The organism is Duganella radicis (genome assembly GCF_009720825.1).
Taxonomy (GTDB): Bacteria; Pseudomonadota; Gammaproteobacteria; order Burkholderiales; family Burkholderiaceae_D; genus Rugamonas; species Rugamonas radicis.
The window spans coordinates 1-13694 of sequence record NZ_WNKY01000025.1 but is presented as its reverse complement, the minus strand read 5'-3'; the positions used below and the strand labels follow the sequence as shown (position 1 = coordinate 13694).

The 13694-nt window shown below is 62.9% G+C and carries 14 protein-coding genes and 1 tRNA gene; 8 read left to right on the top strand and 7 right to left on the bottom strand.

Annotation, left to right across the window (positions count from 1 at the left end; all coding sequences use genetic code 11):
• Positions 1-5 precede the first annotated feature (5 nt).
• The 6 genes from fdxH to GM676_RS20165 all read left to right on the top strand — a co-directional run bounded on the left by fdxH (position 6) and on the right by GM676_RS20165 (position 6324).
• A complete protein-coding gene (fdxH, locus tag GM676_RS20190; RefSeq protein WP_155465688.1) occupies positions 6-920 on the top strand; it encodes a formate dehydrogenase subunit beta in 915 nt (304 codons plus the stop codon).
• Positions 917-1570 (top strand): formate dehydrogenase subunit gamma, encoded by a 654-nt coding sequence (locus tag GM676_RS20185; RefSeq protein WP_155465687.1) that lies wholly within the window; start codon positions 917-919, stop codon positions 1568-1570. Before fdxH ends, GM676_RS20185 begins: the two co-directional genes overlap by 4 nt.
• Positions 1571-1627: 57 nt before the next feature.
• Positions 1628-2611, top strand: coding sequence for a formate dehydrogenase accessory protein FdhE (gene fdhE, locus GM676_RS20180; protein WP_155465686.1), 984 nt, complete (start codon positions 1628-1630; stop codon positions 2609-2611).
• On the top strand, positions 2608-4269 hold the full coding sequence (selA, locus tag GM676_RS20175) for an L-seryl-tRNA(Sec) selenium transferase (protein WP_229262786.1): 1662 nt from the start codon (positions 2608-2610) through the stop codon (positions 4267-4269). Before fdhE ends, selA begins: the two co-directional genes overlap by 4 nt.
• Positions 4266-6224, top strand: a complete 1959-nt coding sequence (gene selB, locus GM676_RS20170) for a selenocysteine-specific translation elongation factor (protein WP_155465685.1) — start codon at positions 4266-4268, stop codon at positions 6222-6224. The genes selA and selB overlap by 4 nt, the downstream gene beginning before the upstream one ends.
• A 4-nt stretch (positions 6225-6228) precedes the next feature.
• Positions 6229-6324 (top strand) — tRNA-Sec (locus tag GM676_RS20165).
• Here GM676_RS20165 and GM676_RS20160 read toward each other — a convergent pair.
• On the bottom strand, positions 6309-7025 hold the full coding sequence (locus GM676_RS20160) for an alpha/beta hydrolase (protein WP_155465684.1): 717 nt from the start codon (positions 7023-7025) through the stop codon (positions 6309-6311). The genes GM676_RS20165 and GM676_RS20160 overlap by 16 nt on opposite strands.
• A gap of 135 nt (positions 7026-7160) precedes the next feature.
• On the opposite strand from GM676_RS20160, the gene GM676_RS32810 reads away from it, so the two are divergent.
• Positions 7161-8825, top strand: a complete 1665-nt coding sequence (locus tag GM676_RS32810; RefSeq protein ID WP_155465683.1) for a methyl-accepting chemotaxis protein — start codon at positions 7161-7163, stop codon at positions 8823-8825.
• A 41-nt stretch (positions 8826-8866) separates the two neighbouring features.
• On the opposite strand, the gene bla is transcribed toward GM676_RS32810, so the two are convergent.
• Positions 8867-9700 (bottom strand): subclass B3 metallo-beta-lactamase, encoded by an 834-nt coding sequence (gene bla, locus GM676_RS20150; protein ID WP_170304329.1) that lies wholly within the window; start codon positions 9698-9700, stop codon positions 8867-8869.
• Positions 9701-9769: 69 nt separating this feature from the next.
• Here bla and GM676_RS20145 point away from each other — a divergent pair, with 69 nt between their 5' ends.
• Positions 9770-11170, top strand: a complete 1401-nt coding sequence (locus GM676_RS20145; protein ID WP_155465681.1) for a c-type cytochrome — start codon at positions 9770-9772, stop codon at positions 11168-11170.
• On the opposite strand, the gene GM676_RS20140 is transcribed toward GM676_RS20145, so the two are convergent.
• From GM676_RS20140 to GM676_RS20120, 5 genes are all read right to left on the bottom strand, one after another.
• Positions 11155-11556: a DUF29 family protein gene (locus GM676_RS20140; RefSeq protein WP_155465680.1), complete on the bottom strand. Its 402-nt coding sequence runs from the start codon at positions 11554-11556 to the stop codon at positions 11155-11157. The two genes, GM676_RS20145 and GM676_RS20140, sit on opposite strands and share 16 nt — an antisense overlap.
• Positions 11557-11559: 3 nt before the next feature.
• A complete protein-coding gene (locus GM676_RS20135) occupies positions 11560-11991 on the bottom strand; it encodes a DUF29 domain-containing protein (RefSeq protein WP_155465679.1) in 432 nt (143 codons plus the stop codon).
• 167 nt (positions 11992-12158) lie between these two features.
• The gene (locus GM676_RS20130; RefSeq protein ID WP_155465678.1) at positions 12159-12518 is read right to left on the bottom strand and encodes a hypothetical protein; all 360 of its coding nucleotides are present in this window, start codon (positions 12516-12518) and stop codon (positions 12159-12161) included.
• Between the two features lie 42 nt (positions 12519-12560).
• Positions 12561-12995, bottom strand: coding sequence for a hypothetical protein (locus tag GM676_RS20125; RefSeq protein ID WP_155465677.1), 435 nt, complete (start codon positions 12993-12995; stop codon positions 12561-12563).
• 70 nt (positions 12996-13065) lie between these two features.
• Positions 13066-13524: a DUF7832 domain-containing protein gene (locus tag GM676_RS20120; RefSeq protein WP_155465676.1), complete on the bottom strand. Its 459-nt coding sequence runs from the start codon at positions 13522-13524 to the stop codon at positions 13066-13068.
• Between the last annotated feature and the right edge of the window lie 170 nt (positions 13525-13694).

The following is a 13694-nucleotide window of genomic DNA, read 5'->3' as shown; positions in this document are numbered from 1 at the left end:
TAAACATGGCATTACAATCACTTGATATCAAGCGCATGTCGGCGACGACGGTGCAAATGCCGGTGGCTCGCACACCGGTGACTGGCACTGTCGCCAAGCTGATCGACGTTTCCAAGTGCATCGGCTGCAAGGCTTGCCAGACGGCCTGCATGGAGTGGAACGACCTGCGCGACGAGGTGGGTGAAACCACCGGCGTCTACGACAATCCTTTGGACCTGACGCCGCAATCGTGGACCGTCATGCGCTTCTCGGAATACGAGAATCCGAAAGGCGATCTGGAATGGCTGATCCGCAAGGACGGCTGCATGCACTGCGAGGACCCGGGCTGTCTGAAAGCCTGCCCTTCGCCGGGCGCCATCGTGCAGTATACGAACGGCATTGTGGATTTCCATCAGGAGAACTGCATCGGCTGCGGCTACTGCGTGGCCGGCTGCCCGTTCGATGTGCCGCGCATTTCCAAGCAGGACAGCCGCGCCTACAAATGCACTTTGTGCTCGGACCGCGTGGCCGTCGGCCAGGAACCTGCGTGTGTGAAGACCTGCCCGACCGGCGCCATCATGTTCGGCACCAAGGAGGACATGAAGGAGCATGCGGACGAGCGCATCACGGATCTGAAGTCGCGCGGCTTTGAGCAGGCTGGCTTGTACGATCCGGCCGGCGTGGGAGGCACGCACGTCATGTATGTGCTGCACCATGCGGACCAGCCCACGCTGTACCACGGTCTGAAAAAAGACCCGAGCATCAGCGCTACCGTGGGTCTGTGGAAGGGCTTGACCAAGCCCTTGGCGCTGGCCGGCATGGCCATCACGGCGCTGGCGGGCTGGTTCCACTACTCGCGCGTGGGTCCGAATGAGGTATCGAAAGACGAGGAAGCAGAGGCACTGGCGGAAGCCAAACGTATCAGGGAGGAAGCACCATGAGCTCACCCAACCGTGATAAAGACGGCAATCCGCTGATCCAGCGCTACACCAAAAATGAGCGCAGCAATCACTGGATCACGGCGATCTGCTTCATTCTGCTGGCAGTCTCCGGACTGGCCATGTTCCACCCGGCGACGTCGTGGATGGCCGTGTTCCTGGGCGGCGGCCAGTGGACCCGCATCCTGCATCCGTTTATCGGGCTGGTGATGTTCGTGTCGTTTGCGATTCTGGTGCTGCGCTTCTGGCACCACAACCGCATGGACGCGGCGGACAAGCAGTGGCTGCGCCAGATGGACGATGTGCTCAACAACCGTGAGGACAAGCTCCCGAAGATCGGCATGTACAACGCCGGGCAGAAGATCTTGTTCTTCGTGCTGATCGCCTCGATGTGCGGGCTGCTGTTGTCCGGCATTGTGATCTGGCGCGCGTACTTTGCATTCTACTTCCCGATCGAGATCGTGCGGCTGGCGGCTTTGCTGCATGCGTTCAGCGCTTTTGTGCTGATTTGCTCGATCATCGTGCACATTTACGCGGCGTTCTGGATCAAGGGCTCGATAGGCGCCATGGTACGCGGCACGGTCACTTACGGGTGGGCGCGCAAGCACCATCCGCACTGGTTTGAGGAAGTGGTTCGCAAGAGCCGCGACTAGGTTTAGAATGGCTCTTTGCGCCAAGAGCCATCCGTAACCTGTTTATTGGAGTTTTTTTTGGTACAACGCTTGTTAGAACCTGGTGAGATCGAGACGCTTGATCACACCGCCATCCCTCGCCTGCTGCTGCCGGAAGCGCGCAGCCTATTCACTGCGCGCGCGGCGCGCTTGCGGCAGTTGGCAAATAATCAAATCAAGGGCATACCGGTTGGCGAGACGCTGGCCGGTTATCTGAATATGATGGCGGCGCTGGTGGATGCGCAGGCGACGGCGATCCGCTCGCTGCCGGCCGACACCTTTGCCATGCCGGATGCGGCCACCATACAACTGGCCATCGATCACCACATGCCGCCATTGCCGGTCAGCGGTCAGCGCCCGGCTATGTGGCGTCGCGTGTTCGATGCCATTCTCGATCAACTGGACGCGCTGGCCGCCGGCCAGCCGCAATTGGCGGCGGTGCTGGCCGAGTTGCGCGCGCTTGACACCGCGCAGCTGGAAGGCTGCGCCGATGCGGTGCTGGCCGAGCTGACGGAGGGCGTGCATCCGCTGCATGCGCCATTTGTGGCTGCGGCTATACAGGTGATGTGGACTATGCGCGCCAGTCAGCTGGATGGGCGCAGCGTGCAGCCGCTGGTGACCAATACTCTGTGCCCGGTGTGCGGCGCGCATCCGGTGGCCAGTGTGATCCGGATTGGCGGGCAGTCGCAGGGCTACCGCTATTTGCAGTGCAGCTGCTGCTCCAGCGAGTGGCACATGGTGCGGGTGAAGTGCTCGTGCTGCGAGGGCACGGCAAAAGTGGCTTACCAGAGCATCGATCAGGAGCTGGAGGCCGAGAACAAGGCCAACGATCCAAGCAAGGTGGCGCGCGCGGAGACCTGCGACGAATGCCATACCTACCGCAAGATCTTCAACCAGGAGCACGACTTCTACGTCGACCCGCTGGCCGACGATCTCGCCAGCCTGGCCCTCGACCTGCTGGTCGGCGAAGCCGGCTACGCCCGCGCCAGCGGCAACCCTCTGCTGTGGTTCAACGCGGAATGAGCAAGCCACCAGCCCCCAACGCGACCGACCGCACCGCCGCGCCCTTGGGCACCACGGGCGCCGACGCGCGACCGAGCCATGACGCAGCAGGCAGCACGGCCGACGCAGCGGCGGATGCGGGCGCCGCTGCGGTGAGCGCCGGGGCCGTAGCAGCGAGTGCCGGGCCCCCAGTTGCGGGCGCCGGGGCAGCAGTGACGGCGCCCAGGGCCACGCACGGGGCCGAAGGCGCGATCCGCCTGCCGGCCGTCCACCTGATCCTGTCGGACACCGGCTGCGAGGCGCTGATCGCGGAATATGGCCGCATGCAGACGCTGGAAGCCGCCCGCGCGCTGCTGGCCGAATTGCGCGCCATGCTGCTGGCCGCCCGCGACGGCAGCGACACGGCGGCAGCCACGCTGGCTTCCGCAGCGGCGCCCGACACCAGCATCCCATCGTTGCTGGTCATGTTGTCCGCGCGCATGAAGGAACAAAACACCTCCCCGCTGCGTCCCGTCTTCAATCTGAGCGGCACCGTCCTGCACACCAACCTGGGCCGCGCCCTGCTGCCCGACAGCGCGGTGCAAGCCGTGGTGGACGCCATGCGCTGGCCGATGAACCTCGAATGGGACATCGACACCGGCAAACGCGGCGACCGCGATAACCTGATCGAAGAACTGCTGCTGGAACTGACCGGTGCCGAAGCCGCCACCATCGTCAACAACAACGCCGCCGCCGTGCTGCTGATGCTGAACACCGTGGCCCTGAACAAAGAGGTGATCGTCTCGCGCGGCGAACTGGTGGAAATCGGCGGCGCCTTCCGCATCCCGGACGTGATGACCCGCGCCGGCGCGGTGCTGCGCGAAGTCGGCGCCACCAACCGCACGCATCTGAAAGATTACGACGAAGCCGCCGGCCCGCAAACCGCGCTGATGATGAAGGTCCACACCAGCAACTACGCCATCACCGGCTTCACCAAGAGCATAGAGCTGGATGAACTGTCGCCGCTGGCGAAGAAGCACAACATCCCGCTGGCGGTGGACCTGGGCAGCGGCACGCTGGTCGACCTTGAACAATACGGCCTGCCGCACGAAACCACCGTGCGCGAGACCATCGAAGGCGGCGCCGATCTGGTCACCTTCAGCGGCGACAAGCTGTTGGGCGGCCCGCAATGCGGCATCATCGTCGGCCGCAAAGACCTGATCGCGCAGATCAAAAAGAATCCACTCAAGCGCGCCCTGCGCGTCGGCAAACTGACGCTGGCCGCGCTGGAGCCAGTCCTCGCGCTCTACCGCGCACCGGACCTGCTGCCAGAACGCCTGACCACCCTCAAGCTGCTGACCCGCCCCGCCGCCGAAATGCGCGCGCAAGCGCAAGCCATCCTGCCGCTGCTGCAAGCCGCGCTGAGCGCCAATTACGAAGTCACCGGCGAGGCGATGACCAGCCAAATTGGCAGCGGTGCGCTGCCAGTGGACCAGTTGCCCAGCTACGGGCTGGTGGTGCGCCCAGCCGCCACAGGTCGCATCAGCAACGCACTGGGCGTGCTGGAACAACGTCTGCGCGCCTTGCCGCTGCCGGTGATCGGTCGCGTGGCGCAAGACGCCCTGTGGCTGGACCTGCGCTGTCTGCAAGCGCACCAGCAACAACGCTTCATCGAACAACTGCGCCTGCTCACAGCATGATCGTCGGCACCGCAGGACACATCGACCATGGCAAGACGACGCTGACACGCGCCCTCACCGGCGTCGACACCGATCGCCTGAAAGAAGAGAAAGCGCGCGGCATCTCGATCGAACTCGGTTACGCCTACACGCCGCTAGGCGACGACATTCTGGGCGTGATCGACGTGCCGGGCCACGAAAAATTTATCCGCACCATGGCCGCCGGCGTCACCGGCATCGACGCCGCGCTGCTGGTGATCGCGGCCGACGACGGCGTCATGCCGCAAACGCTGGAGCATCTCGCCATCCTGCGCCTGCTGGGCGTGAAGCGCGGTGCGGTAGCATTGACCAAGATAGACCGCGTGGACGCCAGCCGGCTGGAACAGCTGGAACAGGAGATCCACGCCCTGCTCGCGCCCACCGATTTCGCCGGCGCGCAAATCTTCCGCACCAACGCCACGCAAGAAGGCGACATCGGCGTGAAGGCGCTGCTGCGCCATCTTGCCGAGATAGCCGCCACACTGCCGGCCAACGACGAACACCGTCTGTTCCGGCTGGGCGTGGACCGCGTGTTCACGCTGGCGGGGCAAGGCACGATCGTCACCGGCACCGCGCTGGCGGGCAGCGTACGCGTGGGCGACATGCTGCAACTGGCGCCCGGCGGGCAGCAAGTGCGCGTGCGCAGCATCCATGCGCAGAATCGCGCCGCCGACATGGGACGCGCAGGACAGCGGCTGGCGCTCAATGTAAGCGGCGCGGCCAAGGACGATATCGCGCGCGGCACATGGGTGGTGGCGCCGGCGCTGGCCGAATGCTCGCAGCGCGTGGACGTGGCACTGACGCTGACGCCGGACTGCGGGCTCACACTCAAGCCATGGTCGCCGGTACACGTGCATCTGGGCGCTGCGCATCACACGGCCAATGTGGTGATGCTCGATGACGAAGTGCTGGCGCCGGGCCACACCGGCCGCGTGCAACTGGTGCTGGACGCACCGGTGCATGCCGTGCCGGGCGACCGCTTTGTGATCCGCAATGCCCAGGCTACCGCCACTATCGGCGGCGGCGTGGTGCTCGATCCCTTCGGCCCCGCGCGCAAGCGCCGCAGCGCCACCCGCACCGCATGGCTCGACGCGCTGGCCGACTACATCGGCCACGCCGGCCATGGCAGCGGCGCCAGCGATGGCGCCACAGGGCCGCGTATGGCCGGCGGCGGTCACGGCGAGGTAAGCGCCCTGCTGGCGCGCGCGCCGCTCGGTTTGCGCGCATCGGCGCTGGTGCGCCTGTCGCAGCTACCGGCCGCGCGGATCGCCGCGCCGGCTGGCACGGTTGAAGTCCCGCTGCAAGGCGGCGACACGCTGCTGATCGCGCAGGCCGAGGTGCAATCGCTGCAAGCCCGCATCCTCGCCGCGCTGGCCGACTTCCACCAGCGCGCACCTGACGACGCCGGCCCTGAACTCTGGCGACTGAAACGCATCGTCTCGCCCGACATGGAAGACCGCTTGTGGAGCCGGCTGATAGAAACGCTGCTCGGCGAAGGCGCCACCAAACAACGCGGCCGCAGCCTGCACCTGCCAAGCCACAGCGTGGAACTCAGCGCCGAGGAACAAGCGCAAGCCGCGCCCTTGCTGGCCTCCCTGCTGGCAGGCGGCTTCGATCCACCATGGGTGCGCGACCTGATGCGCGAGCACGATATGTCGGAGGCCGAAGTCCGGCGCCTGCTGCTCAAGCTCTCCAAAACGGGAGAGTTGAACCAGGTGGTGAAGGATTTGTTTTATCATCCGCAGCGGCTCGACGAACTGGCGCGCATCGTGGCGACGCTGCCTGCGGCGGATGCCGCCGCGTTCCGCGACGCCACCGGTCTCGGACGCAAGCGCGCCATACAGATATTGGAGTTCTTCGACCGCGTCGGCTATACTCGGCGAGTCGGCAACAGCCACCTGATACGGCCGAACGTCATGTGGTCGTATCAAGCATGAACAAGGAAGGCATACTCATCCGGTGATGGGGCCGGGCTTCAAACCCGGTGGGGGGCGTCAGCCGCTCCCTCGTAAGTTCGACTCCTACTGCCTTCCGCCATTCACCGTCGCTGCGACCATATCGACGGCGGCTTCAAAGCTTGCCGGCGTTTCAGCCAGCAGTGTCCACAGGCGATTGTGTTCGGCGCCGCGCACAATGTGCAGTTGGCGCGATTGAGCCTTGCGCGCCGATTCCACCAGCCGCTCCGGTATCTCCCGCGGAATGACCGCGTCATGCTCGGCGTGGATCACCAGCAGGCGGCCTTCAAAGCGCGCGAGAATGTCCCAGGCGTCGCTATCAGCCCAACTGCGCTCGCGGCGGATGATGGTGGAGAACTCCGGTCCGAACGGCACCTCGTAGGCCAATGGCGTGAACACACCCGGCACGATCAGCACCAGCGCATCGACCCGATGCTGCTCCGTCAGGCGGATGGCGTTGTAAGCGCCCATGCTGGCGCCAAACACCACCAGCGGCTCCGTCAACACGCTTGCGGCGGCCAATACCGCCTGCGCCTGTCGCGTGCGGCTGGCCACGGACGATTCCGCAAACGTGCCGCCCGTCTCGCCATGGCCGATGGCGTCAAAGCATACGCTGCCCAGTCCGCGCCGCTGCAATGCATCGCGCACCATATGGTGGCCACGCCGGGTGCTGGTGCCGGCGCCGTGCAGATACAAAATCCGATTGCTGTCACGCCCCATGTAGTGGTCGGCTTTCAGCACCTTACCGTCAAACGGTACATCAAAATCAATAATGGCAGACATGCCACGCAGCCTACCAAAGCATGTCAGCTTTGTAAATCCACGTTAACCGCGAGGTACTGCCATACGCCATTTTCGTTCTGGTGCTAGAATCAAATGAGAAACATATGTTTCTTTTAAATAATAATCTTGAGCACTATGAAATTATCCGATATGAAGGTCAGCAACCGGCTGGCCGTGGGCTTTGGCGCAACCCTGCTGCTGCTGCTGGGCGTGGCCCTCGCCAGCTGGCTCAGCATCCGCCAGACGGCCGCCGACACCGACGCCCTGCTCGCCCATCACCTCAAGACCGAGCGCCTGGTCAGCGCGTGGAAGGCCATCGTCGAAACCAATGTGCAGCGCGCGCTGGCCGCCGCCCGGACCCATGATGCGGTCTCACAGAAATTCTTTGAGGACGGCATAGCCACCAATTCCAAAATCGCCGAAGCCAACCAGCGCCAGTTGGTGGAAATACTGGAGGACCCGCAAGCCAAGTCGCTGCTGGACGCTGCCTTCAGCCAGCGCAAGGTCTACCAGGACGCCCGCAAACGCGCGTTCGCCGCCAAGGCGGCTGGCGACATGGACAAGGCCAACCAGATCATCGAGCAGGAATTCATTCCGGCCGGTGCGTTGTATGTGAACCATATGGCGGCGCTGGTGGCGCGCCAGCAGGCGGTGATCGATGAGATCGGCGTCAACATTCACAACCGCAGCGTCGGCTCGGCATGGATGATTACCGTGCTGAGCGCGTCTTCGATCGCGCTGGCGCTGCTGCTGGGCTGGCTGATCAGCCGCTCGTTGCTGAAACAGCTCGGCGGCGAACCGGGCTACGCGGCCAGCATCACCGACCGCATCGCCGGCGGCGACCTGACCGTGCCGGTGCAACTGGCCAGCGGCGACCGCTCCAGTCTGCTGTACAGCATCGCCACCATGCGCGACCGCCTGGCCGCCATCGTCAGCGAAGTGCGTGGCAGTACCGAGGCGGTGGCCAACGCCTCCGATGAAATCGCCAGCGGCAACCTCGACCTGTCCTCGCGCACCGAGCAGCAGGCCGGTTCGCTGGAGGAGACGGCATCGTCGATGGAAGAACTGACCGCCACTGTCAAGCAGAATACCGACCTGGCCCGTCAGGCCAACCAGCTGGCGGCCAGCGCTTCCGGCGTGGCCGCGCGCGGCGGCGAGGTGGTCGGCGGCGTGGTCAGCACCATGGAATCGATCAGCGCGTCGTCGCGCCAGATCGTCGACATCATCGGCGTGATCGACGGCATCGCCTTCCAGACCAATATCCTGGCCTTGAACGCGGCGGTGGAAGCAGCCCGTGCCGGCGAACAGGGCCGCGGCTTTGCCGTGGTGGCGCAGGAAGTGCGCACGCTGGCGCAACGCTCGGCCAGCGCGGCCAAGGACATCAAGCACCTGATCAATGCGTCGGTGGAAAAGATCGACAGCGGCAACGCGCTGGTGGACGAAGCCGGTAAGACCATGGAGGACGTGGTGCGCAATATCCGCGACGTCAGCGCAATCATGGAGCAGATCAGTGCAGCCAGCGGTGAGCAGGAAGCCGGCATCGAACAAATCAACCGCGCCATCATCGAGATGGACGGCGTGACGCAGCAGAACGCATCGCTGGTGGAGGAAGCCTCGGCGGCAGCGTCGGCGCTGCAAGGCCAGGCATCCCAGTTGGCGGAGCTGGTCAGCGTGTTCACGGTGGATGGCGCGCAGCCGGCAGGCCGTGCCCATGTGACGCCGATCGCCACCGCACGCGGCCGTGCGACGGCCAGGGCGGCGCCCGCCCTGCCCCGCCTGCGCACCGGCACCGGCGACTGACGCCGGCGGCGGGCCGTGCCAGTTCAGCGCATCCCTTGCACTTACCGGGCGGCTGCCCGCTCCTTGCTGAGGCGGGCCTTCAAATTTTCGCGTGAGGCGGCGGCATAGCGCTTGCAGGCGCCGCCATCGCCAATCAGCGTGCCGCGTGCCGCCTGCTCGCGCAACTCGGCGGAGCCTGGATGCGCGGCGATCAGCACATCGCACGGCAGACGGTTGAACACGGTATAGCTGTAACCGAAGTCCTGCACAACATCATTGTGGTCGCTGAACCGATAGCCCGCGCTGGCGTAGGGATTGAGACTGTCGGCAAACACCATCGAAGCGCAGCGCCCCTGCTGGCACGAAGCCCAGGCCCAACTGACGCCGCTGCTGGTATGGCCCGGCGAGTAGAAAGCCGTCACCGCCAGCGGGCCAACCCGCACCACCTCGCCATCCGCCACCGCCTGCGCCGCGCCAATCTGCGGGAACGGCGACAGATCCGCGAATTGTGGATCATCCTTGCCCGCCATCCCACTTCGCAACGCCGCCACCGATACCGGACTGGAGACCACAATCGCGCCGCTTAGGCGCTGCAACTCCGCAATGCCGCCGGCGTGATCGCCATGCGTATGCGAATTGAGGATCAGCTTGACGTCCTCCACCTTGAAGCCCAGCGTGCGGATATTGGCCGCGATGTACGCCGCCGACTCCGGAAAGCCGCCGTCGATCAGGATATGCCCTTCCGGCGAGGTAATCAGCACCGAGCCCACGCCCTCCAGGCCAACGTAGTAGCTACTCCCATACAACTGGAATGGCGCCACCGGCGCCTCCATGCCGGCGTGGGCGGGGAGCGAAGTGAAGGCAAGAGCGAAGGCAATGCGGCGTAAAAACTTCATGAAGCAATATGGTGGGTTGATCAAGGATGCAGATTGTACAATGATGGCATTACTCATCAGGGGACTTATATGCACAAGATCGCTCTGCAAGCCGCCGCCATCGGCATTGCGTTCGCTTCCTTTGCCGCACAGGCGGCGCCGGCCCAGACGGCCGAACAACTGTACCAAGCCAATTGCGCGGCCTGCCATGGCGTCAAGCTGGAAGGCGCCGTCGGCCCGACGCTGGGCCAGCACGCGTGGATACACGGCGCGCCGACCAAGGCCAATCTCATCAAGGTCATCAGCAAGGGCGTGCCGGAAAAGAATATGCCTGCGTGGTCGCCGGCGCTGAGCACGCAGCAGATCGAACTGCTGGCCGGCTATATCGCCGCCAACGCGGGCAAGAAACTGGCTGCGGCGCCGGCTGCTGCCGCTGCGGCCAAGCCGGCTGCCGGTGATTTGCTGTCTGGATTCAAGCTACCGAAAGGCTTCCGCATCAGCGTGTATGCCGAGGGCGCGACGACCGCGCGCAGCATGGTGGTGTCGGACAGCGGCATCGTCTACGTCGGTTCGCGCAAGGCCGGCAAGGTGTACGCGCTGGTGCCGCGTGCGGACAAGCAGTCGGCCGAGGTGGTCACCATCGCCGAAGGGCTGGAGAATCCGATCGGCGTCACGCTGCTGAACGGCGCGCTGTACGTGGGTGAAATCGGCCGCGTGATCCGCTTCGACAACATCGACAAGCGCTACGCGCAAAAGCCGTCGTATGAAGTGGTGAAGGTCAGCCTGCCGAATGACAAGTGGCATGGCGAGAAAGTCATCAAGGCCAGCCCGGACGGCAAGCTGTACATTCCGGTCGGCGCGCCTTGCAATATCTGCGATACCGACGACACCAAGAGCGCCAAAATCTACCGCATGAACGCCGACGGCAGCCAGCTGGAAGAAGTGGCGCGCGGCGTGCGCAACACAGTCGGCTTCGATTTCCATCCCACCACCAGGCAATTGTGGTTCACCGATAACGGCCGCGACGAGATGGGCGACAACACGCCGTCGTGCGAGCTGAACGTGCTGACCAAATTCGGCCAGCACTTCGGCTTCCCGTACTGCCACGGCGGCGCGGTGCCTGATCCTCAGTTCGGCAAAGGCCGCACTTGTGAAGAGTTCGTCGAGCCGGTCGCCAAGCTGGGGCCACACGTGGCGCCGCTGGGTCTGAGCTTCTATACCGGCAAGCAGTTCCCCGAGGCGTATCGCAACAATATCTTCGTGGCCGAGCATGGCTCGTGGAACCGCTCGACCAAGATCGGCTACACGGTGCGCTTCATTACCCTGTACGGCAACAAGCTGGTGAGTGATACCTCCTTCATCGACGGCTTCCTGCGCGGCGACGAAGTGATCGGCCGCCCGGTCGACGTGGCCCAACTGGCCGACGGCTCGCTGCTCATCTCCGACGACTACGCCGGCCGCATCTTCCGCGTGACTTACGACGGCAAGTAATCCGCCGGGAAAAAGTCCTGATCCAATGCCTGCCCCAGCGTCCAGGGGCAGGTATCAGGCAACTGGAAGCAATTTACCTCACCAACGACTTTGAGCAGCGCATCCAGCCACGCATCTTGAAGGTACTCCTCATCGGCCAGCACCTCACGCAACGCCGGTGCGGCAGCCATCATGCGATCAATCCGCCAACGCTGCAACTCAATCAAGCGCCGCCACAACAGACACTGATTGCCTTCCTGCTGCTGCCATCGCGCCAGATGCGCTAGCAGTTCCGCGCAGCGCCGCAGGAATACTTGCCGCATATTGCCGTACTCGCCTTCCCCCTCTGCCGGCCAAAATACCAATTCCGGCGACCAACGGCCGGGGTCGTAAATACTGATCTTCATAATTCACTCCGGAAGAAAATCCTGCGCCATCAGCTGTTCGAGGGACCAAGGCAGACTCAGAGGGAGATCAGGAATACCTGTCTCGTCAAAGACATTCGTCCTTGCGTCGACAAAGGCCGACTCCAGCCAGTCTGGTTCTTCCAACAGAGGCTTCAGACCGGGATGCCGCCTCAGGTGACGTGCAATCGCTGCACGCTGCTCCGTGATAGTACGGCGCCAGCTACGCCCGCGCCGTGCGGGTTGATGCGCCCATTTCAGCAAATGTGCGATCAGCACGCTGAACCGGCTTTGCAATTCATGTTGTTCGCTCTTGCCCACATCCTCGATCTCCTCGGCGATATTGTCGATATCGAGCCGCGACCATTGGCCTGTGCGTAGCAGGTGGGCCTGCTGCTCCGCCCAAGCAACAACGTCGTCTTCATACAGATTGCTCATGACGTCCTCCTCATAGAGTTGGACCGAGGACGATGGGAAAAAGTTCAGTCCACGGCGGGATGCGTTAGGTGCAGAGCCGGCGCGCAGGATGTGGCGGTGGCGGGGATCAGCTAATGCTGCTTTGGGCGAAAGCTGGCTTGCCGCCGGGTGTCATCGACTATTAAGAGTTAGACTCCGTTCTTGAGCAAATCCCTCAGCGCTTGCACATGAACGGAGCGCGCTATTCCCTCACCACCGGCGGTTGCGCAACTAGCGCACCACTCCGCGCGCGCGAGCGCGAAATCGAGCATCGCTTTGCGAATGACCGGCGACGCAACACTCAAGGATGCAGCTTGCAGCGCGACCGCAGCATAATCGCAATCCCGTGACCACCCCAGACGGTTCGATTCGACCTCCAGTTGGGAGAACAACGGCGGCAGAAGAGACACGTCCAATGCATTAGCGATCTCGTGCACGATCCCGTCCGCGTCGGCAGTCCGTCCGCCGATAGCTTCCACGCTTTTCCGAAATTCGATCAATTCATCCATGGGTAAAGCCTGACGTTAAGTTAAGCGGCGCGCTGGGATAAATCACCTGGAACTCGCCAGAGCGCGAAGTGCTTCAAGTCGTGGCTTTACATCTGTTCCTTCGGAGTTAAGAAAACCGAAGGAACCACTGAAAATGAGCACCAAGCCATTGGAGTCAGGATAGAAAACATATTCGGTTCCCGCCATGAGCCCGAGACTACAGTTACCTGGACCGAATGGTAGGTCACGCACCACTCCCGTTGACGATGGCGTGCCTTTGAAGATTTCGCGTATTTCATATCTGGCCTCGACAACTTCCTCCACTTCGGAAGGCTTGGCTGGGTTCGCGAATTTCGCCAACTTCGTCTCAGTGACCCGAGCACGAAAGACCGCAGTTGCCTTCGCAAAAAGCTCTGCGTCGGTCGGTTGATGAAGCGACGAACAAGCGATCGCCGGCAACGCCGTTAGAGCTGCCGCGATAGAGAGGACGAATTTCATGTGGTCGAACGCGCGACGTAACCTGCGCCGGAGCGCCGCACAGGCGTCAGGTTGACGCATTTATCAAAACTTAGCTCCATATTTTCCACCAAGGCTTTGCTGGAGCCGACCAACGCAAAAATGCAGCGTCAATCAGTGGTTTGAGCTTCAGATAATTCTCATCCGAGTAACTTATATGGAATTCAGACGGGAGCGAACCTTGCAGGGTTGAGCAGTAGTCCTTGAGATAAGTTCCCTTCGCAAAATCGAAGTAATGCAATGCGAAGGCATTGCCTTGGTCAGTCAGCATGTCGCTTATGAGGCGATGATCCCACCAGCCGTAAATGTCATGGATAGACAAATCGCCAGCACGGAATCGAGCGAGTTCATCGGAGCACTCGGAAACGAAGAACTCGCTCATGAGATCCTTTTCGATTAGCCAGCGCAGCATGGGGACGGTGTGATTTGACGCATGCTCTTCAGGCAGCCCCAATTCCTCGATCGTCGCGTAGTGATACTTCGCCTTATCGTAAACGTGTGGGTCGTTCATAAAAACTCTAACGTTCAAAGTAACTGGCTGCCGGAACGCGCAGTGAATCGCCCCGGAAATTTAGGAGGCCGTTTGGTGTGAGTCAGGCGACTTAGCCTGCTCGGAAAGTTGTCGGTAATAGTTTGCCTCAGCTTCGGCCGGCGGTATATAGCCAAGCGGTTCGAGCAGTC